The organism is Snodgrassella sp. ESL0323, from assembly GCF_013346865.1.
Classification (GTDB): domain Bacteria; phylum Pseudomonadota; class Gammaproteobacteria; order Burkholderiales; family Neisseriaceae; genus Snodgrassella; species Snodgrassella alvi.
The window spans coordinates 201245-227440 of the sequence record NZ_JAAEDT010000015.1 but is presented as its reverse complement, the minus strand read 5'-3'; the positions used below and the strand labels follow the sequence as shown (position 1 = coordinate 227440).

25 protein-coding genes are annotated in these 26196 nt (G+C 36.7%); 10 read left to right on the top strand and 15 right to left on the bottom strand.

Annotated elements, in window-relative coordinates:
* Positions 1-1657: DUF6531 domain-containing protein (locus tag GY065_RS06440; protein WP_202984043.1), on the bottom strand; the 1657-nt coding region annotated here is incomplete at its 3' end.
* Positions 1658-2261: 604 nt separating this feature from the next.
* On the opposite strand from GY065_RS06440, the gene GY065_RS06435 reads away from it, so the two are divergent.
* Entirely contained in the window at positions 2262-2684 is a 423-nt protein-coding gene (locus tag GY065_RS06435; protein WP_174833501.1) for a hypothetical protein, read from the top strand.
* A gap of 502 nt (positions 2685-3186) precedes the next feature.
* Here GY065_RS06435 and GY065_RS06430 read toward each other — a convergent pair.
* The 6 genes from GY065_RS06430 to GY065_RS06410 form a co-directional block, all read right to left on the bottom strand.
* A complete protein-coding gene (locus GY065_RS06430; RefSeq protein WP_174833500.1) occupies positions 3187-3414 on the bottom strand; it encodes a hypothetical protein in 228 nt (75 codons plus the stop codon).
* 126 nt (positions 3415-3540) lie between these two features.
* Positions 3541-4227 (bottom strand): hypothetical protein, encoded by a 687-nt coding sequence (locus GY065_RS06425; RefSeq protein WP_174833499.1) that lies wholly within the window; start codon positions 4225-4227, stop codon positions 3541-3543.
* 243 nt (positions 4228-4470) lie between these two features.
* Positions 4471-4599, bottom strand: a complete 129-nt coding sequence (locus GY065_RS13365) for a hypothetical protein (protein WP_256433024.1) — start codon at positions 4597-4599, stop codon at positions 4471-4473.
* A 269-nt stretch (positions 4600-4868) separates the two neighbouring features.
* The gene (locus GY065_RS06420) at positions 4869-5300 is read right to left on the bottom strand and encodes a hypothetical protein (RefSeq protein WP_174833498.1); all 432 of its coding nucleotides are present in this window, start codon (positions 5298-5300) and stop codon (positions 4869-4871) included.
* 956 nt (positions 5301-6256) lie between these two features.
* Positions 6257-6688 (bottom strand): hypothetical protein, encoded by a 432-nt coding sequence (locus GY065_RS06415; protein WP_194241836.1) that lies wholly within the window; start codon positions 6686-6688, stop codon positions 6257-6259.
* Between the two features lie 511 nt (positions 6689-7199).
* Positions 7200-7550, bottom strand: coding sequence for a hypothetical protein (locus GY065_RS06410; RefSeq protein ID WP_174833497.1), 351 nt, complete (start codon positions 7548-7550; stop codon positions 7200-7202).
* 361 nt (positions 7551-7911) lie between these two features.
* Between GY065_RS06410 and GY065_RS06405 the strand changes: the two genes are divergently transcribed.
* Together GY065_RS06405 and GY065_RS06400 are read left to right on the top strand one after the other, a co-directional pair.
* On the top strand, positions 7912-8145 hold the full coding sequence (locus GY065_RS06405; RefSeq protein WP_174833496.1) for a hypothetical protein: 234 nt from the start codon (positions 7912-7914) through the stop codon (positions 8143-8145).
* Positions 8146-9690: 1545 nt separating this feature from the next.
* On the top strand, positions 9691-10545 hold the full coding sequence (locus tag GY065_RS06400) for a WlaTC/HtrL family glycosyltransferase (RefSeq protein WP_174833495.1): 855 nt from the start codon (positions 9691-9693) through the stop codon (positions 10543-10545).
* Between the two features lie 357 nt (positions 10546-10902).
* On the opposite strand, the gene fabI is transcribed toward GY065_RS06400, so the two are convergent.
* The 4 genes from fabI to GY065_RS06380 all read right to left on the bottom strand — a co-directional run bounded on the left by fabI (position 10903) and on the right by GY065_RS06380 (position 14167).
* Entirely contained in the window at positions 10903-11712 is an 810-nt protein-coding gene (gene fabI, locus GY065_RS06395; RefSeq protein ID WP_174833494.1) for an enoyl-ACP reductase FabI, read from the bottom strand.
* A 156-nt stretch (positions 11713-11868) separates the two neighbouring features.
* The gene (gene trxB / locus GY065_RS06390; RefSeq protein ID WP_174833493.1) at positions 11869-12825 is read right to left on the bottom strand and encodes a thioredoxin-disulfide reductase; all 957 of its coding nucleotides are present in this window, start codon (positions 12823-12825) and stop codon (positions 11869-11871) included.
* Positions 12826-12959: 134 nt separating this feature from the next.
* Positions 12960-13151 (bottom strand): zinc-finger domain-containing protein, encoded by a 192-nt coding sequence (locus tag GY065_RS06385; protein ID WP_174833492.1) that lies wholly within the window; start codon positions 13149-13151, stop codon positions 12960-12962.
* A gap of 92 nt (positions 13152-13243) precedes the next feature.
* Complete coding sequence (locus GY065_RS06380) at positions 13244-14167, bottom strand: branched-chain amino acid transaminase (RefSeq protein ID WP_174833491.1); 924 nt, start codon at positions 14165-14167, stop codon at positions 13244-13246.
* A 330-nt stretch (positions 14168-14497) separates the two neighbouring features.
* Between GY065_RS06380 and GY065_RS06375 the strand changes: the two genes are divergently transcribed.
* The 3 genes from GY065_RS06375 to pyrF all read left to right on the top strand — a co-directional run bounded on the left by GY065_RS06375 (position 14498) and on the right by pyrF (position 16976).
* Complete coding sequence (locus GY065_RS06375; RefSeq protein ID WP_174833490.1) at positions 14498-14839, top strand: lipopolysaccharide assembly LapA domain-containing protein; 342 nt, start codon at positions 14498-14500, stop codon at positions 14837-14839.
* A gap of 1 nt (position 14840) precedes the next feature.
* Positions 14841-16025 (top strand): lipopolysaccharide assembly protein LapB, encoded by a 1185-nt coding sequence (gene lapB, locus GY065_RS06370; protein ID WP_174833489.1) that lies wholly within the window; start codon positions 14841-14843, stop codon positions 16023-16025.
* Positions 16026-16247: 222 nt separating this feature from the next.
* Complete coding sequence (gene pyrF / locus GY065_RS06365) at positions 16248-16976, top strand: orotidine-5'-phosphate decarboxylase (protein WP_174833488.1); 729 nt, start codon at positions 16248-16250, stop codon at positions 16974-16976.
* 75 nt (positions 16977-17051) lie between these two features.
* On the opposite strand, the gene ubiM is transcribed toward pyrF, so the two are convergent.
* Complete coding sequence (ubiM, locus tag GY065_RS06360) at positions 17052-18266, bottom strand: 5-demethoxyubiquinol-8 5-hydroxylase UbiM (protein ID WP_174833487.1); 1215 nt, start codon at positions 18264-18266, stop codon at positions 17052-17054.
* Between the two features lie 180 nt (positions 18267-18446).
* Here ubiM and GY065_RS06355 point away from each other — a divergent pair, with 180 nt between their 5' ends.
* The 4 genes from GY065_RS06355 to prmB all read left to right on the top strand — a co-directional run bounded on the left by GY065_RS06355 (position 18447) and on the right by prmB (position 21316).
* On the top strand, positions 18447-19073 hold the full coding sequence (locus tag GY065_RS06355) for a Smr/MutS family protein (RefSeq protein WP_174833486.1): 627 nt from the start codon (positions 18447-18449) through the stop codon (positions 19071-19073).
* 428 nt (positions 19074-19501) lie between these two features.
* Positions 19502-19816 (top strand): DUF2062 domain-containing protein, encoded by a 315-nt coding sequence (locus GY065_RS06350; protein ID WP_174833485.1) that lies wholly within the window; start codon positions 19502-19504, stop codon positions 19814-19816.
* Positions 19817-19826: 10 nt separating this feature from the next.
* Positions 19827-20333 carry a type IV secretion protein Rhs gene (locus tag GY065_RS06345; protein ID WP_174833484.1) on the top strand — a complete coding sequence of 169 codons (507 nt, stop codon included), beginning with the start codon at positions 19827-19829 and terminating at the stop codon, positions 20331-20333.
* 77 nt (positions 20334-20410) lie between these two features.
* Entirely contained in the window at positions 20411-21316 is a 906-nt protein-coding gene (gene prmB / locus GY065_RS06340) for a 50S ribosomal protein L3 N(5)-glutamine methyltransferase (RefSeq protein ID WP_174831748.1), read from the top strand.
* Between the two features lie 44 nt (positions 21317-21360).
* Here prmB and GY065_RS06335 read toward each other — a convergent pair whose 3' ends face one another.
* The 3 genes from GY065_RS06335 to clpB form a co-directional block, all read right to left on the bottom strand.
* Positions 21361-21834, bottom strand: coding sequence for a CYTH domain-containing protein (locus GY065_RS06335; RefSeq protein WP_100116833.1), 474 nt, complete (start codon positions 21832-21834; stop codon positions 21361-21363).
* A gap of 97 nt (positions 21835-21931) precedes the next feature.
* Positions 21932-23092 carry a serine hydrolase gene (locus GY065_RS06330; RefSeq protein ID WP_202984042.1) on the bottom strand — a complete coding sequence of 387 codons (1161 nt, stop codon included), beginning with the start codon at positions 23090-23092 and terminating at the stop codon, positions 21932-21934.
* Between the two features lie 328 nt (positions 23093-23420).
* On the bottom strand, positions 23421-25994 hold the full coding sequence (clpB, locus tag GY065_RS06325; protein WP_037395109.1) for an ATP-dependent chaperone ClpB: 2574 nt from the start codon (positions 25992-25994) through the stop codon (positions 23421-23423).
* Between the last annotated feature and the right edge of the window lie 202 nt (positions 25995-26196).

Sequence of the window (26196 nt, the reverse complement as noted above, 5' to 3'; positions counted from 1 at the left end):
GACGGTGATAGGTCATGCGCCGGTCGCTGTTGTAGGCAAATTCGCGGGTCTGGCGGTTCTCGGCATCAAAGACCTGTTGCAAATCACCCTGTTCGGTGTACTGGTAACGGTTCAGTAAGCGGCTGCTGCCGTCGCTTAGCTCTTGGCGGATTTCGGTCACGCGCTGCGGATGGCGCTGATCCTGATAGTGCAGGCTGATGCGGGCGGCGTTGTCGTTATCGGCAATTTCGACGATGCGGCTACGGGAATCGCGGTAGATAAGTAACTGGTTGTCGTTACGGTCCTGCAGCATGCTCAGCAGCAGACGTCTGGGGTTGTTGGGATCGGGCTCGAACAGGCGGTAGAGGCCGTCATCATCTTCAATTACCCAGCAATCCTGCTCACCGCGGCGGATGGTGAGATTTTTATTGATGCCGCGCATGCCGTGGTTGGGAAGGAGGGCTTCAATCTCAAGTTGTCGTCCCTGTTCGTCGGTATAGATGGCGGCGCAGGAACCGTCGGGCTGAGGATCGATTTCCATTTCGATTTCATAGCCTACGCTCCAGCCGGTACCGAACATGTTGTAATTGCGGGTGTCGACGCTGTTGTAAAAGCGCTGCCATTCGAAAGGCAGGTGAGCGGGCAGGGAGAAGTCGAGCTCTTCAGAACCGTCAAGTATTTTGGCGCCAGTAGGTATATGAACAGGATGACCGGATTTTAGTGCGTCTACCAGGGTCGAGGTAATCATACTGCTACCAGCACCAATCATAAAATCTGTAGCGAAACAGAATATTTTTGTGCAAATTTTACCGGGACGCCTTGCCGCCATGATGACAGAAAGTATCAGGCCGATTGGGTGTTTGCCACTTTTGATTTCGCGGACAACAACAGACTCTCCGCCGATACGTACATTGTTGGAAACTTTAACGCTGCCTTCGCAATCTTCGGTGACTTTGGCTTCGCAGGTACTGCGGTCATTGCTGCGTACCGCCGGCTGGCTGTTGATATAAACTTTCTTGGAACCTTCAGCCATATATTCGGCCGCACCTGTAATCGATCCTATTGCGGCAGTGGTGACACTAATCCCGAGCTCCAGAACACCCAGTGCAGGTGAACTTGGCATACCTATATCGGAGAAAGAAGACGGGTGTTTTTTACAACTAATTTTGTCGTCATCTCTGGGTTCGGTTGTATTCGGATCCGGCGAAGCGACGGTCGGTCTGACCATTTGTTTTAGGGTTTTTCCTATTCCTTTCAATATATTGCCAGCTGTGTCGATAAAACTTTCCGGTTGTTGCGGTTGTTCATTATTTGCTATTTCTTGAGCTGGTTTTACTATGCCTGCTGCACGGGCGGAAGGTAAGCTATTGGTACGAGTATTTTGGGAACCGGTTTTAATCTTACCATCTTCGGATAGCGGAAATATGCTGCTGGCTGCTTCAGCTAACCCTGATATTAACTTGTCACCTCCTGTAAGGTTCATGACTACACCAACAAGTATACCTATGGCAAATGCAGCCAGTCCGCCAGTTGCTACCGTGCCAAAGATTGCCAGGCTTACTGCGGCTGTTATGGCCGCATAACAGGCTATTTCAACGGCAGCCTCTACAAGATCTGCGAGCATGGAGGTATGTAAAAGAATGTCTCCCTCACGGGCTGCCCAGTATGCTTTCCCCATATTGAATTTCCCTGTTTGTAAATTAAAATAAAATATGTAAATTAATATTAATATATTATAATATTAATATAATAAATAACTCAAATATATATAATTTAATATAAATTAATATTTTTTAGCTAATGTTATTTTTATATAATTTAACTAAAGATATTATATTTTTTAAATATATGAATTATTTGAAATACTGATAAATGGACAAACAGACTGTATTTACTGTGTTAATTTATTCGTCGGGATGGAGTAAGCAGATTTTTGGAAAAGATACAAAATTGATTTGTTGAAAATAGTGTAAACTATCTGGATGATAGTCAATACTGCTGTTAAAGGTTGAGATATTAGTTTATAAAATATGAGTGAATAAAAATCAAAAAGAATTATTAAAAAGGGAATATTAAAAAGTTAATTTTTATCAGAAATTAAAATAATGAAGATAATTTTACTATTTATATTAATATTTATTAAGTAACGATGTTTTTAGTAGAATCAACCCAATAGATGAGATATCAAATAATCTAGATAATAAAATAGAAGCTAATTTTACTACTATAAATCAATTATCTGAAATTCTTTTAAAAAAAGATATTGATGTTTTTCAGAAAGAATGGAAAAAGAAGTTAATAAAAAATGTAACCGGGTATATTCTAATATTGATATTTATTTGTTTGGGCAGGAAGATAAATTTAGTTATCCGTTATGTTTACTGAGTGAACAAAATTCTATAATTAATGAATTAATTTTACTGATAAATCATCAAAAAATATTAGTGAATACTGAATTACAACAATTTATGACTAACATTCCAGAACAAAAACAGTACAATATTTATTTTAATCTATTAACAGAAAAATATGCTTTAAAATTTTGTAGTTCATTTTATACTTCAACTGATATCAAAGATTGTATAAAACGTTTTTTATTGGCTCAATATATTTCAGAGGAATATGGATTTAAACTTACAGTAGATAAAAGTTATTTATATGATTCACAGAATTTGGCTGATAAAACAAAAAATATATTAAGTTAGAGGAGATAAAATAGAATTATTAGGTTATGAAAATAATTTTTATAAAATCGAATATATGTAGCAAAAGAAAATAAGATAATAAAAAAATGGCTGCACTGCTCTGTTATTAATGCTTATATCTCAGATTAATAATGCAAAAATTTTAAGTCTTAATTTGTAATCAGTTTTATACTAAGTAACTTAAATCAAAAAGAACATATATCTATGTTTAATTAAAATTTAATAAGAAAATTAAATTAGATTAAATAAATAAAAATTTATAGAAAAATGATGTATTTAGTAAAAGGTTAAGCAAAACCAAACCAGCAATTTATAATCAAAAAATCATAAAAACATTTCTGTAAATAGAAATTTTTGGAATCAAATGGTTGTCAGTTTATTTGATAAGATTTTCCATCGTTTATACACTCAAGTTTTTAAATTTATTCTATTAGATGTTTTTTGATTTTCATGCATGGTTCCTTTTTGTCATGTTATCATATTTTGGGACAATTGCATGAAATTAATTAAGATTGATGACAATATGAGTATGCTGATGCTTCAAGTCATTTGGTAAATATTTTTCTAAAATATTTTCATCATCATCAACTAAAATAACATGAATAGAACAACTCTCTTTTAATGAAAAAAGTGCTGATGCTAACTCAGTGAAGCGTTGTTTTTGTAGTTTAATTGATAAAGGGTCATCATCTTCATAAATTTTTGATTCCGATATCTTTAATTCCTGCAAAGATCGCAACTTCTGTATTTTTGTTAAAGTTAATGGTTTTACTTGAGTATGATATAACTCTAATTGCTTAACTTGATTTAAGAATCCTTGATCTAACCATTGATTAAAGAGTGTATCTTCAATAGATCAGATAGATAGATTATTGGCAAAAATATTCTGCTTTGCTTGTAAATGATTAAAGGTTTTAAAATCAATCTCCAAATCATCGCGAGGAACTAAGCATGATACATAAGCATAATCGCCTTTTACAATCACTTGTTGAATTTGATTTTGAACATTAAAAAACAATTCTAATTCACCTGTATGATGTGTGCCTTGATAATCTAAATAGCGCGATTGAATTTTTTTAAATGAATTATTTTCCCATTGCAAAAACCATTCTCTGTCGCCCGTGGTTTCAGTAATATCAATATGTTTTTCTTCGTATTGTTTTAACCTACCCGTACCGTCAGGATAAAAACTGATATCTTTTACAATCCAACCATTAATACAAAGTGATTCACCAGATACAAATCCTGCAAAATAATCATAAAATAAGCCAGTAAATGGCTTACCAAGATAAGTATAAGGAATATCATTCATCTCATAGTCAAAATCTCCACCATGGATAAGTCCAGAATCTACTTTTATCATACTGTTAGTTTCAAAAAAACCATAATCTCGACTGCCAGTAATCTTTCCGTTGGTTATTTCATAGACTTTATAGAGCTGATTATCACGATGATCGTACGCCTCGCCGGTAAATAAAATGTCATTATAAAAATAGTAATTACTACGATTTTCTAGTTGATTGAGTTCTATTCTGACTATCATGTTATTATCTCCATAATCTTTTAATTATCAACGCGACCAGTAGGAATATTAATTCCTTTTGATTTAGCGAGAATACAGCTACAATGTCGACAGGCAGGGAAGGCTTTACCTTGCTCGTATTCGGTTAACTGTGGTATAGACCGTATTCTCTGTCTGAATACTTTCCCTGATACATCAGACTCTGTTGTACTGGGATATATATTCCGTTTCCTGTATCAGTTTCCCTGGCTGGAACTTTGTTTCTTAAATAATCTCACCGACTTTCTTTGTCAGCTTTTCTTGTGTGCAGTTGCTAATTACTGATTCTGTGTCTGTACGCATTAGCAGTTCAAAACTGTCTGCTTCGCGATATATATGTACAGACATTCCCATTTGTCAGCGCCGTTTTTCTAAATGATTTGCGGTCTGTCCTGTATTAAAATGGTAAAGTAGGCTATCTTTGTCATCGGTGTATTTCTATCCTCCAGCTGAGTTCATCAATGTATCCGTAGTGTTACGATAGTCGAATTAAACTTAAGGGCTTAAGTAAAAGAAGCGAGTTATTTGGTGGATTAAACAGAAATTTAATAATAAACTTAGAAATATTAATTTCTTTCACGGTTTATTAAATATATTGTAGTTAATCATTTTAAATATATTATTCATAATGTTTGAAATTTTGATAAACAATAATTTCCTTTTTCATAAATACAACTAATTAAAACATTTCCTTCTGTTTGAATAGCTGCTACACGATCACAGCAATATTGTTGATTAACAGACCATTCTATATTAGCAATATCAAGATAATTTAAAATAAGTTCGAAACTGGTTTCTGGATATAAAATAATATTGTCTAGTAATGAAACTGGATAATGAGTTAAATCAAACCCTAATGAATATATTTTGAAATTAATGATTCTTATTTGTAATGCTTTAAAAAAATAAGAAAATCCTCTATTTTTGTTCAATTTGTCAAAATAATGCTTCTTTCCTAAATCCTTTTTTTTGAAATAAGAATATATGTCTTCTTCTGCTAATCCAACTTTTAACTTCAAATACATTCCTGTTCTAAGAAAATTAGTTAAGTCCATTAAATCTCCAATATTATTGAGTATCGAACTATAATATAGTTCAAATACAATAAGTATAAATACTAATAATGATATACTTACATTGCTAATTTGGTTAGTCATTTTATTTATAATTAAATACTATTCACCTACATGTATTCATCAAATATTTGAAACTTTGATAATCGATAATCGCCTTTATCGTATACACAACCAATGAGAGTATTTCCTTCGGTTTTAATTGTGAGTTCACGGCTATAACAATACTTTTGGTAAAAAGACCATTTTATATCAGCGATATCAAGATATTTTATAATGAGTTCAAAACTCGTTTTTGAAGATATAGTGATATCATTAAGTAACGTGACCGAATGACAGGCCGGATCAAATTGTAATGAATATATTTTAGAATTAATCACCATTATTTCTAGTGCATTATAAAAATAAGAAAATCCTTCATTCTTATTCAATTTATTATAATAGTGTTTTTTACTTAAATCTTTTTTTTTAAAATGGAATATATTTTTTTTTCTTTTAAGCCAACTTTTAGTTTTAAATATACTCCAGTTCTAAGAAAATTAGTTAAATTCATTAATTCTCTCCAATATTGTTGAAAACCTATTCATGCAACACTCCGGTTATTCTAAATTAATTTTATAATAATTTAATACATTTTTAAAGGCAATCCAAAGATTTAAATATTTGTACTTTAACTTGCCTCATAAATTTTATTCTCATTCAACCTTATATAAATTTATCTGCTTGATTAATTTATTTCTTACTCTCTATATAAATCATACTAACTGAAAAATAGTATAGAGCAGCCTGGTTTTTCTATTTAAATAATGTCTCTGAAATCTCATTACTCAACGACAAGCTCATTAGTAATAGCAATATGAAAGATTTAAGCTAAAATTATCAATAGTATTAAAATTTCTAAGCTATTTTTTAGACTACTAGGATAATTTAAAAATATTCTAAAAAATTTTATGTAATTTTTTTTTAGATATTTTTAAATCTTTAGCAATTATTTCAATATAAAATTTATTACTTTGAATGATATAGTGAAAATATTCTCCCAAGTCATATTTTTCCCAATCAGGAAAAAAAGAATATCGTTCTTTTTTAAGTTTTTCTAACCATGAAGAATCAGGAATAATCCAATAGCATGCACGATAATTATCTTCTTCACAGTTAATGTAGTAGTATAAATTTTTGTTTCGTTCAAAACGCATTGCCCAAACATAAGAGAATTTAAATATACCTGTATAAACTGAGTATTTAGCCGGTGAAACCCATATTTTAAAAAAAGCACTTAATGAATCATTTTGGGATTTAATAACAATATCATCATTTGGAGCTTGCCAATATGGAAGCTCGATAGCATAAGCAAAGTCTTTTTTTATCATAATATTTAATTCTTATCTACTTTAGAGAAGATTAGATGTACCTTTTTAATTAACAGAAATTAAAAAAAATTGATATCATTAATTTTAACAAAAATTTTACTTTTCTCAAGTTTTAAATTTTCATTTAGCAATCTCTACAGATCAATCCAAGTTAATCTGTCAGACGTATACTGATACAAAATTAATCTATTTCACAGTCCAATCGGGTAAATGATCTTTATCAGAAATCATAATACCTGAAAGTATTGTCGTATAGTCACATTATGCTTTCTAAATATTATCTCTGATATCTTAGGATTTTGTGGCATAGTATCGCGCAATATTGCCTTGTCTGTATTGGTTTAAGCCACAGTTATAATGAACATTCATTCACGTTATTTAGTATTTACTTTTCCGTTTTATCATATGATGGTTTTCATAAAGGAAAATTTTTTTCTATTCATGTGGTTTCTGGCATGCTATAGCTGTCTAATTCTTAATTTATAGCTCTATTGGATAAAGCCTGACATTATCAGGAATGGTAAAAAAAACATATGAATTTATTTATTTCACATGTGCCGGATGCTTCTATAAGAACAATATCATTTCCAAAAGATAAAACCCAGACTCCATTAACTTCACATGATATCACTTTTGCACTAAAAAAAATTTTATTATCAGAAAGATAAATACTTGATTCACTTCTTTTTTCAAGAGTAATATTTTTTTCCCATTCAAAAAAATCATCAATATCCAATTCAATATCATAAGAGTTATTTAATATTGGCAGTTTATTATTTTCCCAAGTAGCAGCTCCATAACCTAGATTCGATTCAAATTCTACGATATTATCATTTAAATTTGCTTTTAAAATAATTTTCATTTTTGTAATGGCACCCTAATCATCGTATTATCAGCATTTTTCACAACTTTAATTACAAAATCATAAGTTTATGTTTCTTTATGATAGTGATATTCGGGTAACTTATTATTCATTTCATACTCATTGTCACATATCTTCTTTTCCATTAGCCGACAATATTCTATCAGTGTTGAATATACCTGTTCTAGGTTGTTCAATTAAATAAGACTCCAGCCCAAGAAATTTATAACATTTTTGTAAGGCGTTTTTAGCTTTACCTGTCATTGAGCTAGAGTACTTTATTGTACTCACGTTTTGTAGATTTTCTGCGTCAGATACTGAAGACAAGTTCCAAAGATATCAATCCATATCAGCACAAGATGTGCTGTATCTGATTGTTGATTATGGCTATCTGTGTAAAGGTATACTTAATTTAAACAAAGAAAAAATTGAAAAAGCTAATTTATATAAAATATTATTAATAGAACAATATGATTGGAATCAAATTAGAAATGCAATAGGTGAAAAACTTGCCTGTATTAATCCTGATGAAGGACAACAAGCTTATGACAGTTTAGCTAATATTTTTTATTGGGAGTATGAAGGTATGAAGTAATATTAAATATTTAGTGTTTTTAATATAGGTAATTCTCATAATTATTTTAATAATTTTTTTAGATATATGCTATATATAATAGAAAGCAAACTTCTAGCAATGGTGCGAATTAATATAAAAAATCGCACATATTTCGATACAACAGATAAAATAGTTAAGTCATAGTGATTGAATAATATAATTTAGATGGCGATTTTTGAGAATAGGAAGAATATTGGTTGGCATAATTTTAAAATTCCATAAGGGATGTACTGCTTTTGTTTAGCGGACATGTATTTACAACAAAACGATAATATTCTCTATTGTTATGATCTGATTTCAGAAAAGTAAATAAATTTGGTCAGCTGGATATTTGGCTATACTCATGTTCTAGATTTTATTAAAATAAGATTTATGTGAAATTAATACTGCACCAAAACGTTATTTTATTCATAGAGATTTAGAATGATTACTGATTTTATTTGATGAGATTAAAATCTGATGTAATTAGTTTTGTTAAAAACGTTAGGTTATGTTGATTTGATAAACTATTTGGGTCGAAATCAAAACTACCAAATGAGCAATAAGTAAAAAATTTAAGATTAATTAACACAGAGTATTCAACATGGTAAAGTTGGTGTAAAAAATAGAAGAAAATTGAACAGGAAGTGGAAATGTCGTACTTTCACCGACTAAAAGCTCTACATAAAACTTTATCAGATATTACACCAAAACAGGCATAAATTTTATTCACATTTACTAACAAACGTTGGCTAAACCAAAATTTAAAAATGAATGTTAACGCAAAAAACTAATGAAATATCAGATAATGAACTAAGCTTAATAGTTCAGCGTTGTAATAAGGCAAGTAAAGGACCATGGAAATCATATGTTGAAGGTAGAGATCACGTTAGTAGCTCAAATTTTACTATGACTGGAGTTGGGATGATCGCGGAGAAGATATTGGGCTTATTGGAGTAACTATAGATGATCAGGAATTTATAGCACATGCACGGCAAGATATTCCGCGGCTTATTAAAGAAATTAAAAGGCTGAAGAAATTGGTTAAAGATAGATAATTTAGCAACAGTTCCCCCTTAAATCACAAATGGCAACTAATAATATTACTACAATGGCGAAGAACACATGATCAAAGTAGGTGTAAAGAAATAAACAACTTGTGATAGCTTATATGGCAGAATAGATATTGGTCATTAATATGGATTGTTACTAACAAATCTGCAGAGCGTACCTCATAGTTAAATACTGTTCAGTTATAATTATTTTATAGTTTTGTCTGGCTTAACTTACATAAATAGTATTGACCGAAATAATTATGCTGAAAGTTAGAAAATAAGCTTTTTTCTAGAAAAAGAATATATGCAATAAATTGTTCATATTCTGATACAATAAAATCTATGTCATCAGGGACAATATTTGAACTTAAATAGTTTTGGGTTCCCTGAAAATAAGTAGTTTTGGTGATTAGGGTAAGCCCTTATTAAATTTTGAGGCCATTGGTAGTGTTGTTGGACTTAGTCGTAATGTACATAAGTAGGTGAGATAATGAATAAGAATATTATAATTGTAACTGCTTTTATTGATATAGGAAGAGGAAACTGGACAGGTAAAACAGGCGACTTCAAACGTTCAGCTGAGACGTATTTATCTTATTTTGAAAAGCTGGCCACTTTAGAAAATGAAATGATCATTTTTACAACAAAGGAATATGTAGCAAAAATTAAAGAAATTAGGGGAGAAAAACCGACTGTCATTATTGAATTTGATATTCATAAAAAACTTAAGTATACAATTAAAAAAGTTCAAAAAATTTTAGATAGCGTATCCTACCAAAATCAAATACCTTTAAATTTACGTGATAATCCTGAGTATAAGATTGCTGAATATGTAGTATTAATGAATTTAAAGTATTACTTTATGAATCAAGTACAGAAAATTATACCTAAAGCTATAGATGATATTCTTGCATGGGTTGATTTTGGTTATTGTCGTCGGCATTCAGTGCTTAATGGTGCTACTATGTGGAATCATCCGTTTGAAAATAATTTTATACATCTATTTACACTTAAAGATTCGTTAGAAATAGAGAATGAAGATGTTATGCTTCAAAAAGCATTAAATAATGATTTTTACTTTATTGGTAGTGTTATGGTTGGTTCTGTAGAAACTTGGAAAAAATTCTACTTACTTACTACGAGTTTGCAAAAAAAATATCTGCATCAAAATATTTGTGATGATGATCAGGGAACTTTATTAATGGCCTTCTGGAAACAACCTGAATTATTTAAAATTCATAAAATAAAAGGTTGGTTCAGCGTTTTTAGAAAATATAATAAAGGATCGAAGTATCGTACAGTTTATTGGCGGTTGAAATCTTCAATAATGAAGCTAATTTACTAAGCTCTTCTTTAAAAATAATGGTCTTTATGTATATAAAAACCAGGATTTTAGTTTTAGATTAATAAAATGTGTAATGTTGACACCCAACATCATCTGAGAAATAACTTATGCCAAAAAATCAAATTTAGCGAAGAAATCATACATTTTAGGGAAAATTGAAAATTAAATTTTTGAATTGATATGTAATTTTTATTATATAAAATTTTGAGTTAAAATGGCTATGAAATAGTTAATAAAAAGAAGAGTATATATCTATAGATAACATCTATTGGAATATTAATAAAAAAGTCAAATCTATTTGGATTTGACTTTTCTGACTTAAAGACACTATTTATAATACTAAAATTTATTTGCAGTTTAGCTGTTATGAGTACTTACCAGATCTTCCGGTACGCCCAGAGCATTAATACTGTAACCGCCATCAACATATGTGATTTCACCAGTGATTCCTGAAGCCAGATCAGATAACAAGAAAGCAGCAGTGTTACCAACTTCATCAATAGTGATATTACGACGAATTGGATTTTGTGCGGACACATGAGCTAGTAAACGACTGAAGTTTGCAATGCCTGAAGCAGCAAGTGTTTTAATCGGGCCAGCTGAAATACCATTGCATCGAATTCCTTCCTCTCCGAGGCAAGCTGCTGTGAAGCGGATACCTGCTTCTAATGATGCTTTAGCCATGCCCATTACATTATAGTTAGGTATAGCACGTACTGCACCAAGATAGGTCAGGGCAAGAATAGAGCTGTTATGTCCACTCATTAACGGGCGGGCAGCTTTAGCCAGTGCAGGCAAGCTATAAGCAGATACTTCATGAGCCGTCATAAATGCTTCGCGTGTAATACTATCCAGAAAATCCCCGTTTAAGGCTTCTTTTGGTGCAAAAGCAATAGCATGTACCAGACCATCAAGTTGTGACCAGCTTTTCCCCAAATCAGAAAACAACTGGCTGATTTCATCATCACTTTGTACATCACAGCGATATACCAGTTCTGAACCCATTTCGGCAGCCATTTTGCGTACCCGGTCTTCTAGTTTGTCTACAACATAGGTGAAAGCCAGTTCTGCTCCCTGTTCACGACAGGCTTTGGCAATGCCATAGGCAATAGAGCGTTCAGAAATCATACCGGTGATGAGGATTTTTTTGCCTTGCAAAAAGCCCATAATTATTATCCTTGAACGTGATTTGTGTTTAGCTTAAAGGTCGCATTATAACTAATATTTACTTTTACGCGAAATATAGCGCTAGAGTAGAAACTTTAAAACCGGCTGATGTGATGACATTCAGCCGGTCAATATATAACTAAATATAACTAAAAATTATTCAGTTAATCCGGATAAATAATGGTCTGCATCCAGTGCAGCCTGACAGCCTGATGCCGCGCTGGTAATAGCCTGACGGTATATGTGGTCTTTCACATCTCCTGCGGCAAATACGCCAGGAATATTTGTTGCGCCGACGTTGCCATCATTACCACCTTTGGTAATGAGATAACCTGTTGCATCCATATCCAGCTGACCTTTGAAAATTTCGGTGTTGGGCTGATGGCCGATAGCAATGAATATGCCGGTTACTGCCAGAATTTCACTTTCATTATAGGCATAATTGATGCGTACTGAGTTTACTCCTTTATCATCACCAAGAATTTCATCAACGGTAGCATTAAGTTTAAGAATGATTTTGCCTTCTTTTACCCGCTCCAGTAATCTGTCAATCATGATTTTTTCAGCACGAAAGTTGTCACGGCGATGTATCAGGGTAACGGTACGTGCGATGTTTGCCAGATACAAAGCTTCTTCAATCGCAGTATTACCCCCGCCGACAACAGCTATATCTTGATCTTTGTAGAAAAAGCCATCACAGGTGGCACATGCGGAAACGCCTCTGCCAGCAAAAGTTTCTTCACTGGGTAATCCCAGGTACTTGGCAGAAGCACCTGTTGCAATGATTAATGCATCACAGCTGTAACTTCCCATATCACCAATAAGAGTAAACGGGCGCTGCTGTAAATTCACCTGATTGATATGGTCAAAAATCATATTGGTACCAAAGCGTTCGGCATGTTCCAGAAAACGCTGCATCAGTTCAGGGCCTTGCACACCATTGACATCAGCCGGCCAGTTATCCACTTCGGTTGTTGTCATCAACTGACCACCCTGTGCCATACCGGTAATCAGTGTAGGTTTCAAACCTGCACGGGCTGCATAAACCGCAGCTGTATAACCGGCTGGTCCGGAACCAAGGATAATTAATCGGCTGTGTGTGAGTTCGCTCATGACATTTCCTTATTATTTGGTCAATACTAGGTAGGATAAATGGAGGTAACTGTACCACAATATCAAAAAAGAATTAAATTCTCCAATTTCGATTTAATAGAGTAGTTATTGGTTATCTGCACACCAGAACAAAGTTAGTGATGATTGTCAGCAATACCATCCAGATGATATTGTTTGCCACAATAGGGGCATTCAATACTACTGTTAGATTGAATGGGTAAAAACACACGAGGGTGACCATTCCAGGTTTCATGTTCCGGACCGGTACATATCAATGGTAAATCATGCGGTGTAATGGTTGTAACTGATTGGGTAGTATTACTCATAATTATTTCCCTTGGTTGAACTGAGAGCTAATCATACAAAACAGGCCTGATTACAGCAAATATTGTTGTAATCAGGCCTTTTATTCAGATAATTAAATGATATAAGTCAGCCAGGATTCATATTTGGTATTTTTGCCATGAACAATGTCAAAATATCGCTGCTGAATCTCTGTAGTCAACGTACCGCGGGAGCCACAACCAATTACGCGACCGTCAACTTCACGTATAGGAGTTACTTCAGCTGCCGTGCCTGTAAAGAATACTTCGTCTGCGCAATAAACTTCATCACGGGTAATATGCTTTTCAGTAACGGTTAAATTCATATCAGCTGCGATAGCCATTACTGTACGCCGGGTAATCCCATCTAAAGCTGCATCCAGAGCCGGTGTGTAAAGTTTGCCATCATTGACGATAAATATGTTTTCCCCGGATCCTTCAGCAACAAAACCGTTTGAATCCAGCATAATGGCTTCATCATAGCCATTACGGGTAGCTTCGGTATTAGCCATAATAGAATTCATGTAGTTGCCATTGGCTTTAGCTTTAATCATGGTGATATTGGGGTGATGACGGGTGAACGAGCTGATTTGCACGCGAATACCCTTTTGCATACCTTCTTCGCCAAGATAGGCTCCCCATGGCCAGGCAGCCACAATTACCTGTACATCATTTTGATCTGGAGCTACACCCAGTTTGTTTGAACCATAAAAAGCCATAGGTCGAAAATAGCAGGAAGCCAGTTTGTTGGATTTAACTACTTCAATGTGAGCCTGATTGATTTCTTCCATTGTGAATGGCAGATGCATGCCAGTAATTTTAGCGGAGTTAAACAGACGTTTAGTATGATCCTGTAAACGGAAAATAGCTGTTTCATTTTGCGTTTCATAAGCACGTACGCCTTCGAAAACCCCCATACCATAATGCAATGTATGAGTTAAAACATGAGTTTGAGCATTTCTCCACTCAACAAGATTACCATTAAACCAGATAAAACCGTCTTGGTCGGCCATAGACATAATAAAACTTCTCCAAAATAAGACATTAAGCTGCGGTGGCCGGAACCCTGTGTTGCAATGGATAGAGCAAGGCAGGATTGATGACTAGGCAGTACAAAAAATAATGGTAACAACAGCTGTTGGTCTTATCTTTAGCCAATAGCTGCTGTTACTTTATGTAAAAGTAAATATTATCACTGCCAGTTTTGCTTGCCAATGCTGAAAGCAGGGGGCAGTTTTTGCTAAAAAGGCGTGAAATCGTTTAAACTGTGTTGCTTCCTCAATAATCCGGCTTGTATCTGACGTATGATTGAATATTCAGAAAACAGTACAGTGTAAGGTGAAGTAAGTATGAAAATTATTTATGCATTAATAAAAATAGCGGTGTTGCTGATATTGTTGCTGCTTGCTGTAAGCAATACACAAATGATTGCATTCAATTATTTACCCGGACAAATTGTCAATTTGCCATTAATTGTCCTGTTACTGATATTTTTTATTATTGGTGCTGTGTTTGGTGTGTTTGCCATGTTTGGGCGATTATTACGTCTGCGCAGTCAGGTCAATCAGTTACAGGCTAAGCTTGATAAACAAATTAAGGCAGCCGCTCAGGCTGTACGTACTGAAAATCTTGCCGCTACTGCCACTCAGCCACAATCCGGTAATTCTGATCAGAAGAAAGTAAATAATTAATATGGATAGTAATGATTTCTGGATGTGGCTGGCGCCGGTTGTTTTGTTACCTGTATTTTTTGCTATGGGCTGGTTTGCTGCCCGGGTAGATATGCGGGCAGTGCTCAAGCAGGCGAAATCCATTCCGGAAGGATTTTATAAAAGTCTGGATGCTCTGGCTGAGAACAAAAGTGCAGTAGCAGTGCGCGAACTGGCTGAAGTTGTCGACCAGCAAAATGATGCCCGTCAAAGCACGTATGAACTGCATCTGACATTAGGGAAGCTGTACCGTCAGCGTGGTGAAAATGATAAGGCCATTGCTCTGCATCAGAAATTACTGGAGTTGCCGGAAACTATTGCAGAACGTCGTGATATCGTTGCTTTCGAGCTTGGACAGGATTATCAGGCCGCCGGTTTGGTAGACCGTGCTGAGCAGATTCTGGTTGGTTTGCTTAATGGCAGTAAAGCCAGACAGGCACGGCAGATATTGCTTAATATTTATCAGCAGGATCGGGACTGGGAAAAAGCCATTAAGCTGGCAGAAGAGCTCAGTACCGGAGATCAGACTTATCAATTTGAAATTGCTCAGTTTTATTGTGAGCTAGCTCAATTGGCTTTGTATCAGTCTGAGTACAATAAAGCACGTGAATATATTTTTCAGGCTTTGGCTGTAAACCGAAAATGCAGCCGGGCTAACATGATCCTTGGCGATGTAGAACTGAAACAGCAAAATTTTCAGGCTGCTGTAGATGCTTATAGTGCTATTGAAAAACAGAATTATGAATACCTCAGTCTGGTGGGTGAACGTTTATATGATGCCTATGATGGTATGAATAAAGCAGCAGACGGTCTGGAAGTTCTGATTGGTTTTGCTCAGACGTTTCCGCAGCTGGATTTATCTGGTGTAATTTATGAAAAATCCATTCCTGTATATGGTGATGACAGGGCTACAGAAATCGTTATTGATCTGGTGAGACGTAAACCTACTCTGACCGGGACTTATCGTTTGCTCGGAGTTTTACAAAATAATATTGCTCCGAAATGGAAAGCTGAAGTTGATATGATGCGTTCAGTAGTAGGCATGCAGATGCAAAAATCTGTGATGTATCGCTGTCGCCATTGTCATTTTAAATCTCAAGTTTACTTCTGGCATTGCCCGGCCTGTAATAAGTGGGAAACATTTACCCCCAATCGTATTGATGTATAGCAGCTGAGTAATTTTATTAATTGCTAAACTATTTACTCTGTTTTATAAAAATTTTGCCCGGGATCAGTTAAGAAGATTTTTTGAATTCACATAATTGAATATCAAAAATAAAATGATATTAAAATTAGAGTTTAATATCATATTTGAATATTTCGTTCAGAGATCCTTTAGCAATCGATATATGCATTGTTAAAGCCAATATTGAAAAATAATTGCTAGAATATGAATCCATTAATGCTTGATACTACTATGATAAACCGGACAACCAAACCAGTAATTGTAGCACTGGATTTTGCCAATGCTGAAACAACGCTGGATTTTGTTCGTCAGTTGGACCCGGATTTGTGCCAGCTTAAAATAGGTAAAGAACTATTTACTGCTACTGGCCGCTATCTGGTTGAGCAGCTTGTATTACAAGGCTATCGGATTTTTCTTGATTTAAAATACCATGATATTCCCAATACCGTAGCATCTGCCTGTAAAGTGGCTGCTGATATGGGAGTGTGGATGGTAGATATGCATGCATCGGGTGGTCGAAGAATGATGGAAGCTGCTGCTGAAGCTGTTAGTAATTGCAGCCAGCCGCCATTATTAATTGCAGTAACGGTATTAACCAGTATGACTCAGAATGAACTGGTAGAAATCGGTATAAACTCATCTATAGATGAAGCAGTTATTCGTCTGGCTGAATTAACCCGGCAATCCGGTCTTGATGGCGTGGTTTGTTCTGCTCAGGAAGCATCTTTATTACGCAGACAGCTCGGGCAGGATTTTTTACTGGTTACGCCCGGTATCCGATTACAAAATTCAATTACAGATGATCAGCGGCGCATTATGACTCCAAAAGCAGCTTTAGCAGCAGGCAGCAGCTATCTGGTAATGGGCAGACCGGTAACGCAAAGTAAAAACCCGATTGAGCTATTGCAACAAATTAATAACGGTCTGATTTAAGCAGAAAAGTTTTGATAAAAAATAGCTGCTAACACATATATAGTTAGCAGCTGTTTTATTGGTGGCATGAAAGGATTATCCGGTTAACTGTTTACTAATCAGTTTTTTCACCGGAGGCAGATTATTGCTGATACGCAATACCAGTGAGCGCATCAGTCGGGCAGGGTGGCTGTCGTTAGTAAATAAAGACACCATAGCGTTAGTTCCGTGATACAGAATCCGGGTATGCGGCATATGCTGTCTCTGATATTGAGCCAGTAAAGTCTGACTGCCAATATCTTTTCCTTTAGATACGGCTTCGTTAATCAGTTTCGATAATATGCCTACTCCGCTTAGTCCAAGATTAAAACCATGAGCTGTTACTGGATGCATACCAACTGCCACATCTCCAATCAGAGCACTGCGCTGAGCATAAAATGCATTGGCATGGACGCCGACAAGCGGGTAATGATGAACAGTGCTAACCAAATGCATCTCACCTAGTTTACCTTTGAGCTGTTGGGTAATATCTGCGGCCAACTCAGCGGGAGACATGGCCAGAATGTCACCTGCATGTTCATTATTAATAGTAACAACACAATTAGTGAGATTTTCTTCAAGTGGCAGCAAAGCAAGAGTACGCCCGTAATGGAAACATTCCAGCGCAGTATGCTGGTTACTCAATGTATGCTGCATCCGGAAAACAATTACTGTACGCCCGAAATCGTGAATCTGGGCAGAAACTCCCAACTGGCGGCGTGTATTGGAAAAACGGCTATCGGCAGCAACAAGTAGTTTCCCTTTGATTAGCCGGCCATCATCCAGCTTGGCTTCAATTTGATTTGCATGTTCATTTTTTACATCAATAATACTATGGCCAGTAATTATATTTACATTATTAAAGGCCTTGACTGCTTCGTATGCAGCACGCCGGATATTATGATTACTGATTAAAAAACCCAGTGTATTGGCCGGTTTGCCGCGAGCCATAGTTGGCTGTTCAAAATGGAGCTGATAGTTAGAATAGCCGTTAATTACTTTAGCATCACGCAAAGGATAAATTTCATCTGGTGCAATTTTGTCCCACATATCCAACTGCTGCATTAATTCCTTTGAATAATGTGTCAGAGCAATTTCCCTGCCATCAAAAGGCGGGTGCGCTACTACAGCCATTTCCTGTTTTTCAACTACAGTAATTGAAAGTCCTGATGGAGCTAAAGCGCGTGCCAGACTTAAACCAGCTGGTCCGGCCCCGACGATAATGACATCAGTTTCTTTATCTGAGTGTGAAGACACATTATTTGCTGCCATAAAATCCATTCCTGAATGAATATATTCAATACAGCGTTAGAATAACTGAAAATGAACTTGAATCCTATATCCGTTTGAAAGAAAGTTAATAAACGTCAAGCTTAACTCTTAAATTATTGCTCTGTTAAAATCATGGTAATAGGATTTATATATGAATGATTATACAAAATGATTATACAAATGGTTAAAAACTCATTTCAGGATCAATTGCAGCAACTGGGTAAACAGGCTAAAGCGAAACGTCTGGCAGAAGAGCAGCAGGCAAAAGAAGTACAAAAGCGCCAGACGGATGTTAATTTTGCTGAAGCGATCGGAAAAGATATTACGCCATTAAAGGCAAGAAATCAGTTTCAGCATCCGCGTGATACCAGCCCGATCAAGCTGCGAGTACAGCAGAAAGAATTAATTAACGACGTTACCAGCTATTTTTATATAGGTGAAAGTCAGGATAATACGGCTCCGGCAGTTTTTAGTAAAAATGGTCGTGGTAAGGCTGATATTAAACGCTTGCAGGCGAAGCAATGGCCAATTGTGGCTTATGTAGATTTACATGGCTATCGTCAGGATGAAACCCAGGAAGTATTGAATGAATTTATAGATTATATTCAGCAATACGGTGTAGTTGGTGAAATAGTCCATGGCAGCGGACTAGGATCAAAAGATTATCAGCCTGTATTGAAAACGCTTGTACGCCGCTGGTTAATGGCACACCCTGAAGTGCTGGCTTATGCCCAGCCAAATGAACGTAATGATGGTGCAGTATACGTGCTGGTTAAAAAGAAACATCGTAGATTTGAACAGGAATAATTTGTGATTAATTACTTGTCTTAAACGTTTTGCTTAAAAATAAAGGCAAAAATAAACAGATAATCAGGTTAAACTAAATTCGGATTTTTAGTTATTATAAATAATCGAATTGTTATTGTTTTATCTGTAATTAATGAATTGATTATATTTAATTCATTATGATTATTTGTATTGGTTATTTTTTGAATTTTGTCATGCCGAGATGATAAACAGTAGTCTGACCAAATGGCTTCAGTATATGCGGCAAAAAATGCCAACACAGGCATCATTATTTGCTTCTTTATGGTTTAAACCATTTGCGCGCTGTTTTGACCGGTCATATAACTGGCAGCTCTATTGAGAAAGTGCTGCCTCTGCTGTAGCTGTTGGCATGTTTTGTGGTCCCATACCCGGACCTACCCAGATGCCTACCGCTCATGGTGGCTTATTTGATACGCACACACTTACCCGTGGCACTTTTAACTACGCTGTATACGAATCCACTAACTTATATACCTTTATATCACTGTGCTTATCAGATTGGTGAGGGTTTATTATATGGTCAGTGGGGTAAAGCCATGCCTGAATTGCCAGAGTTTAAATTAGGTCATCTCGGGACTGAATTATGGCAATGGCTGATTCAGTTTGGTAAGCCTTTAATTTTGGGTATGCCGGTATTGGGTATGATACTCGCAGCTCTCGGATACATTGTGGTTTGGAATGGCTGGCAGTGGTTTGCCCGCAGACATACAACCATTAATTAGAAATAAAGACATGCAAAGATCATTAACAGATAACGAGTTGAGGTTGGTCAGAAAGTTTCTGGGTAATGCAGCAGACTGGACAAAAGTGCAGATAGTACGTGATGCATGGTGGCTAGTACATCCGCATGCTGCCATAACATGCGGAAATCATATTATTTTTCCGGCGGCATATTATGTTGATGATTTTACTCAGTCGGATTTGAGCATGCAAGGCTGGCTGATGCATGAGCTTATGCATGTCTGGCAAAGCCAGCATGGTTTTCCAATTTTATTTGCCGGAGTTTGTCTTGCACTTAAAGCAGGCTACTATCAGGCTCGTGCCTACCGGTATCCGCCTCCGGAAACAATTATCAGCCTTAATCAGCTGAATATGGAGCAACAGGCGAATATAGTACAGCATTATTTTCTGGCATTGAGCGGTGATAGACGATATCAGCATTCACTGGTGGATTTTCGTCGCTTGCTTAAACCGCTTATCAGACATCCGGATAATCGTAGTCTGTTACCGCATTATTAACAGCCGGCTTTGGCCGGTTATTTTTGATAACTTTTTAACTGTTATAATTCACACTTGTTTTATTGCCGGAGTGATACATGTCTGTATTTGAAGCAGCAGCGCAGCAACTGCATACTGTACGTGATTTTTTACGCTTTACTGTGAGTCAGTTTCAAGAGGCAGAATTATTTTTTGGTCATGGAAATGATAATGCCTATGATGAAGCTGCCTACCTGATATTACATACCTTACATTTGCCACTGGACACATTAGAGCCGTTTCTTGATGCCCGTTTGCTCGACACAGAAAAGTCACTGCTGCTACAGCTTGTTCAACGCCGTACCAGTGAACGCATACCAGTGGCTTATCTTACCCATCAGGCATGGCAGGGTGCCTATGAATTTTATGTTGATGAAAGAGTAATCGTGCCGCGTTCATTTATTTATGAGCTTTTAGGTGCACCGCTTCATCCATGGATTGAATATGATGAACTGGTACATAGAGCACTGGATTTATGCACGGGCAGCGGTGCACTGGCTATTCAGATGGCGGACATTTATCCGGATGCGATGATTGATGCAGTAGATATCAGTCTTGATGCGCTTGAAGTAGCAGGTATGAATATTGAAGACTATGGATTAGAGGATCGAATCAATCTGATTCATACCGACCTGTTTACCGGTATTGATACAACTTATGATTTAATCGTGTCAAATCCGCCCTATGTAGATGCCGAATCAGTCGCACAATTGCCAGAAGAGTATCTGCATGAGCCAGAACTGGCATTAGGAAGTGGGATTGATGGTCTGGATGCTACTCGGCAGATTATTCAGCAGGCTGCCAGATATCTTAACCCAAAAGGGGTATTGCTGGTTGAAATCGGACATAATCGCCAAGTACTGGAGCAGGCATTTCCGGAATTGCCATTTACCTGGATGCATACCAGTGGCGGAGATGGTTTTGTCTTTTTACTGACACGCGAACAATTATTAGGTGAAGCATAGATTAACTGTGATATATCTGGTTAGATTGTTCAGAAGTCCGCAAATTAAGACTTATGCCACGATGTGAAAGGCTTTCTGACCAGATTATTATTGAAATATCTGGGATCATCCGATACTTCCTGTCCTATCCAGTCAGGAAAAATAATATGCTCATCAGTGTGGTTTAATTCAACTTCAGCCACAATCAAACCTTGATTCACACCTAAAAATTCATCAATTTCCCAGATAAGTCCATTTAGAGGTATGCAGTAACGGTATTTTTCAATTATTGGCTGCTCTGCCATATGAGTGAGCATATGTCTGGCATCTGCAACCGGAATTGAGTATTCAAATTCAGTACGAGTAATGCCACGATTTGTGCTTTTAATCGTTATCCATGCTTTATCATCACAAATACGGATACGTACGGTTCGTTCTTTAACCGTCGATAAATAGCCCTGACAAAAATGCTTCGCTGATGCCAGATTCCGCCACGCATTGCCTACTACCAGAAATTTACGTTCAATTTCCTGTGCCATAATAAAATCTTGTGAATTAACCTATATGCTAAAAAGCACCAGAAACTGTTTGGCAGTAAACTGGTGCACAGATTTGTGTCAGGCTGAATAATAACAGTTATGATGCAAGTCTGTTAGCAATTGCATTAAACATTAAAGATGCTTCCAGTGGCTGTTCCAGAAAAGAGGGCTCAGCTTTAGGCCAAGTAGACCATTGCACAATAACCAGCTTCTGTTTCTGATTAACCATAATAATCTGTCCGTAAATTCCTAAAGCCCACATGCTGTCCTGACTGTTCAGCCCTGTTTTTGGAGAAACATCATTTACACTAGCCGGTACACTATTATTCCACCATTCATAGCCATAACTTCCTTCTGGATGCAGTTTGCTGACTGAATTTTTCGCCTGATTCCAGTTACGGGAATCTTTAACCCAGTTTTTAGGTAATATCTGCCTACCATCTGGCAGCATACCATTATTCATTACGAAAAGGCCAAATTTACCCCAGTCTTCAAGCGTGGCATTAAATCCGTGTGCACCCACATCATGTTGTCCCACGGTATAACTGTGCCACACACCATCTTTGCTCATACCGAATGGTTGCCAGATTTTACTCTGTAGATATTGAGCAATACTTTCACCAGTTGCTTTTTCAAGCGTGTCTCCTAGCAGCCATGCACCACCGGATGAATAAGACCATGCTTTACCGGGCTTAGCATATGATTTTCGGCCGGGTGCTTTTACCAGACTGTTAACGCAGGTATAAGTATCAGGATTGGCCTCACATTGAGTAAGTTGTGAAAAATCTGATTTCGGATCAGTGTAATCTTCGTTCCAGTTCACACCAGAAGTATGTTGAAGCAGTTGACGAATTGTCACGTGCTCCCATGCTGTTCCCCGCACATCAGGATTATATTTCACTATCTCATCATTCAGCGATTTGATTTTACCTTCTTTAAGAGCAATACCTACAAGTATAGAAACCACCGATTTACCCACTGAGCGTGATGTCCAAAGTGTAGTAGGATTATTACCATTAGCGTAATAATCCCATACTACTTTGCCATCTTTAATTACCATCATTCCAGCTACATTATTACGCTTTAAATAATCTTTTAGCAGATATGACTGACCATGAATCTGATAATTTACATTAGACAGATTTTGAGGCGCTCTGGGCAGTGGCAGGCCATGAGCAGCATGAAAAACATCACCGGGATAAGAGCGATAGTCATTACGAAAGCCAATTGCCCGTTGTTGTTGATTCCAGCTTAACATGTTTTTGACATCTGGTAATTTTTTGTCCAATGGGGCAGGGCAATTGTTGAGACCTAATAATTTACAGCTATTTGGCGTAGTTGTTGCATGAATGTTAAAACTGGTAGTTAAACATAGAGTTAACAAAGCCGCTTTAAAAATTTTGTTTGTCATTTTGATAAAATATTCTGTACATTATTTAAATCGTCAAGTATAGATAAAGTTAAAAATTCAGAAATTATCAGATTAATGCTTCCAATAATTTTAGATAATACCAATATAGATAAAAGATAAAGCTAATTTAGAGGTTAAAAAAAACCTGCTTTACAGCAGGTTTCTCAATTAATAATCAGGCAAAAGTCAAAATACCATCCTGAGCCGTTAACATAATTGTACTGTTAGGAGCATAGTCTCCAGCCAGTAATTCTTTAGCCAGTGGATTTTCGATTTCGGTCTGAATAGCCCGTTTCAGAGGACGTGCGCCATAGACCGGATCAAATCCCACCTTAGCCAGTACATCCAAAGCGGCATCATCAACCTGTAAATGTAAATCCATTTTTTCCAGACGCTGACGCAGACCGGCAAGCTGGATATTAGCGATAGCACGAATATTGGATTGGTTAAGACTATGGAATACAACAACTTCATCAATACGGTTAATCAGTTCAGGGCGGAAGTATTGTTTAACTTCATCCATTACTACTGCCTTAATCGCAGCATAATCATCGCTTTCCATTTTCTGGATCTCCTGACTGCCAATATTGGAAGTCATAACGATAACCGTATTTTTGAAATCAACTGTACGTCCCTGACCATCAGTTAAACGACCATCATCCAAAACTTGTAGCAAAATATTGAATACATCCGGATGAGCTTTTTCGACTTCATCCAGCAAAACCACACTATAAGGATTGCGGCGTACCTGCTCAGTTAAAAAACCGCCTTCTTCATAACCAACATAGCCAGGAGGTGCACCAATTAAGCGCGCAACGGAATGTTTTTCCATATATTCCGACATATCTACCCGAATCAGATGGGTTTCGCTATCAAACAAAAAGCTTGCCAGAGTTTTACACAACTCTGTTTTACCTACACCGGTGGGGCCGAGGAACAAAAAGCTGCCATATGGTTTATTCGGGTCTGATAAACCGGAGCGTGAGCGGCGGATTGCATCTGCTACAGCACGTACAGCTTCATCCTGTCCCACGACACGTTCATGCAATACCTCTTCAATTCTCAATAGTTTTTCCCGTTCACCTGCCATCATTTTGGATACCGGAATACCGGTCATGCGCGAAACAATTTCGGCAATTTCTTCTGAGCCTACTTTAGTGCGTAACAGCTTGTTAGGCTGATTATTCTGTTGCCCGTTGTCAGCAGCCTGTAACTGGGATTCAAGCCGGGGTAATTCTTCATACTGCAGCTTGGCCACTTCTTCCCATTTACCATTACGCTTAAGCGCATCCATCTTAACTTTTAGCTGATCAATCTGCTCTTTAATTGTAACGCTGCCTTGAGCTTTGGCTCGTTCCGCTTTCCAGATTTCATCCAGATCAGCAAACTCACGCTTAACATTATCTAGTTCTTCATCCAGTAGTGCCAGACGCTTTTTGCTGGCTTCATCATCTTCTTTCACCAAAGATGCGCGTTCAATTTCCAGCTGTATTTCACGGCGTTTAAGTTTGTCCATACTTTCAGGCATAGACTGGCTTTCAACTTTAATTAATGATGCAGCTTCATCAATCAGGTCAATGGCTTTATCTGGTAAGAAACGGTCGGTAATATAACGATTAGATAATTCAGCAGCAGCTACAATTGCCGGATCAGTGATTTCTACGCCATGATAGATTTCGTAGCGTTCCTGTAAGCCACGTAAAATGGCAATGGTATCTTCAACTGTCGGTTCTTTTACCAGTACTTTCTGGAAACGGCGTTCCAGAGCAGGGTCTTTTTCAATATATTGACGATACTCATCCAATGTTGTCGCGCCGATGCAATGTAATTCACCCCGCGCAAGAGCTGGCTTGAGCATATTACCTGCATCCATAGCACCATCGGCTTTACCAGCTCCTACCAGTGTATGTATTTCATCAATAAAAATAATGGTATTGCCTTCGTCTTTAGCCAGATCATTAAGTACTGCTTTCAGACGTTCTTCAAATTCACCCCGGAATTTTGCACCGGCAATCAAACTAGCCAGATCCAGCAAAAGCAAACGCTTATTTCGCAAAGAATCCGGAACTTCATTATTCACAATTCGTTGAGCCAAACCTTCAACAATGGCAGTTTTACCTACACCCGGTTCACCGATGAGTACAGGGTTGTTTTTAGTACGCCGTTCAAGCACCAGAATAGTGCGCCGAATTTCATCATCTCGCCCGATTACGGGATCCAGCTTACCCGAACGTGCTTTTTCAGTCAGGTCGGTTGTATATTTTTTCAATGCTTCACGTTGATCTTCTGCGTTAGGATTATCCACACTTGCGCCTCCGCGAACGGCATCTATCGCCGAATTCAATTTATCTTCTGTAACACCAGCCTGTTTAAGAATACGTCCGCATTGTCCGTTTTCCTGAACAGCGCCAAGCAAAAACAACTCGCTGGCAATATAAGCATCATTACGTTTAATAGCAGCTTTATCCATCAGATTAAGAATGTGCTGCAATTCAGTACTGGGTAAGATTTCTCCACCCTGACCGGACACTCTGGGTAAACCATTAATAGTAGAGTCAACCTGCTGTTTAACCTGTGCAACATTTGCACCAGCCTGGGTAAGTAAAGCTGCACAGCCACTATCATTATCATTCAGTAAAGCCTTCAATATAAATACGGCTTCCAGATAACCAGCATCCTGTCCTAAAGCAAGACTTTGTGCATCTTGTAAAGCTTGCTGAAACTTTGCGGTAAGCTTATCGAATCTCATCAAAATTTCCTTTATTTAAATTTTAGTTATCAGATATATTGGTCTCAGAAAATTATTGTCAAGTACCGGTATGAATAAATATTCAGAAGTTCATTAATATGTTGTTATACAAAATTTATTCAAATTCTTTTAATATGATTTAAACATCAGAGTTAATCACTTTTGTATCAGATTATTGAGTTTGAAAAAAATATTAAAAACA

Coding starts and splice junctions, on each gene's coding strand:
- GY065_RS06435 (WP_174833501.1), top strand. CDS start 2,262: ATGGAAAAAGAAGTTAATAAAAAATGTAACCGGGTATATTCTAATATT.
- GY065_RS06425 (WP_174833499.1), bottom strand. CDS start 4,227: ATGATAGTCAGAATAGAACTCAATCAACTAGAAAATCGTAGTAATTAC.
- GY065_RS13365 (WP_256433024.1), bottom strand. CDS start 4,599: ATGGGAATGTCTGTACATATATATCGCGAAGCAGACAGTTTTGAACTG.
- GY065_RS06420 (WP_174833498.1), bottom strand. CDS start 5,300: ATGGACTTAACTAATTTTCTTAGAACAGGAATGTATTTGAAGTTAAAA.
- GY065_RS06415 (WP_194241836.1), bottom strand. CDS start 6,688: ATGATAAAAAAAGACTTTGCTTATGCTATCGAGCTTCCATATTGGCAA.
- GY065_RS06410 (WP_174833497.1), bottom strand. CDS start 7,550: ATGAAAATTATTTTAAAAGCAAATTTAAATGATAATATCGTAGAATTT.
- GY065_RS06400 (WP_174833495.1), top strand. CDS start 9,691: ATGAATAAGAATATTATAATTGTAACTGCTTTTATTGATATAGGAAGA.
- fabI (WP_174833494.1), bottom strand. CDS start 11,712: ATGGGCTTTTTGCAAGGCAAAAAAATCCTCATCACCGGTATGATTTCT.
- trxB (WP_174833493.1), bottom strand. CDS start 12,825: ATGAGCGAACTCACACACAGCCGATTAATTATCCTTGGTTCCGGACCA.
- GY065_RS06385 (WP_174833492.1), bottom strand. CDS start 13,151: ATGAGTAATACTACCCAATCAGTTACAACCATTACACCGCATGATTTA.
- GY065_RS06380 (WP_174833491.1), bottom strand. CDS start 14,167: ATGTCTATGGCCGACCAAGACGGTTTTATCTGGTTTAATGGTAATCTT.
- GY065_RS06375 (WP_174833490.1), top strand. CDS start 14,498: ATGAAAATTATTTATGCATTAATAAAAATAGCGGTGTTGCTGATATTG.
- lapB (WP_174833489.1), top strand. CDS start 14,841: ATGGATAGTAATGATTTCTGGATGTGGCTGGCGCCGGTTGTTTTGTTA.
- pyrF (WP_174833488.1), top strand. CDS start 16,248: ATGAATCCATTAATGCTTGATACTACTATGATAAACCGGACAACCAAA.
- ubiM (WP_174833487.1), bottom strand. CDS start 18,266: ATGGCAGCAAATAATGTGTCTTCACACTCAGATAAAGAAACTGATGTC.
- GY065_RS06355 (WP_174833486.1), top strand. CDS start 18,447: ATGGTTAAAAACTCATTTCAGGATCAATTGCAGCAACTGGGTAAACAG.
- GY065_RS06345 (WP_174833484.1), top strand. CDS start 19,827: ATGCAAAGATCATTAACAGATAACGAGTTGAGGTTGGTCAGAAAGTTT.
- prmB (WP_174831748.1), top strand. CDS start 20,411: ATGTCTGTATTTGAAGCAGCAGCGCAGCAACTGCATACTGTACGTGAT.
- GY065_RS06335 (WP_100116833.1), bottom strand. CDS start 21,834: ATGGCACAGGAAATTGAACGTAAATTTCTGGTAGTAGGCAATGCGTGG.
- GY065_RS06330 (WP_202984042.1), bottom strand. CDS start 23,092: ATGTTAAGCTGGAATCAACAACAACGGGCAATTGGCTTTCGTAATGAC.
- clpB (WP_037395109.1), bottom strand. CDS start 25,994: ATGAGATTCGATAAGCTTACCGCAAAGTTTCAGCAAGCTTTACAAGAT.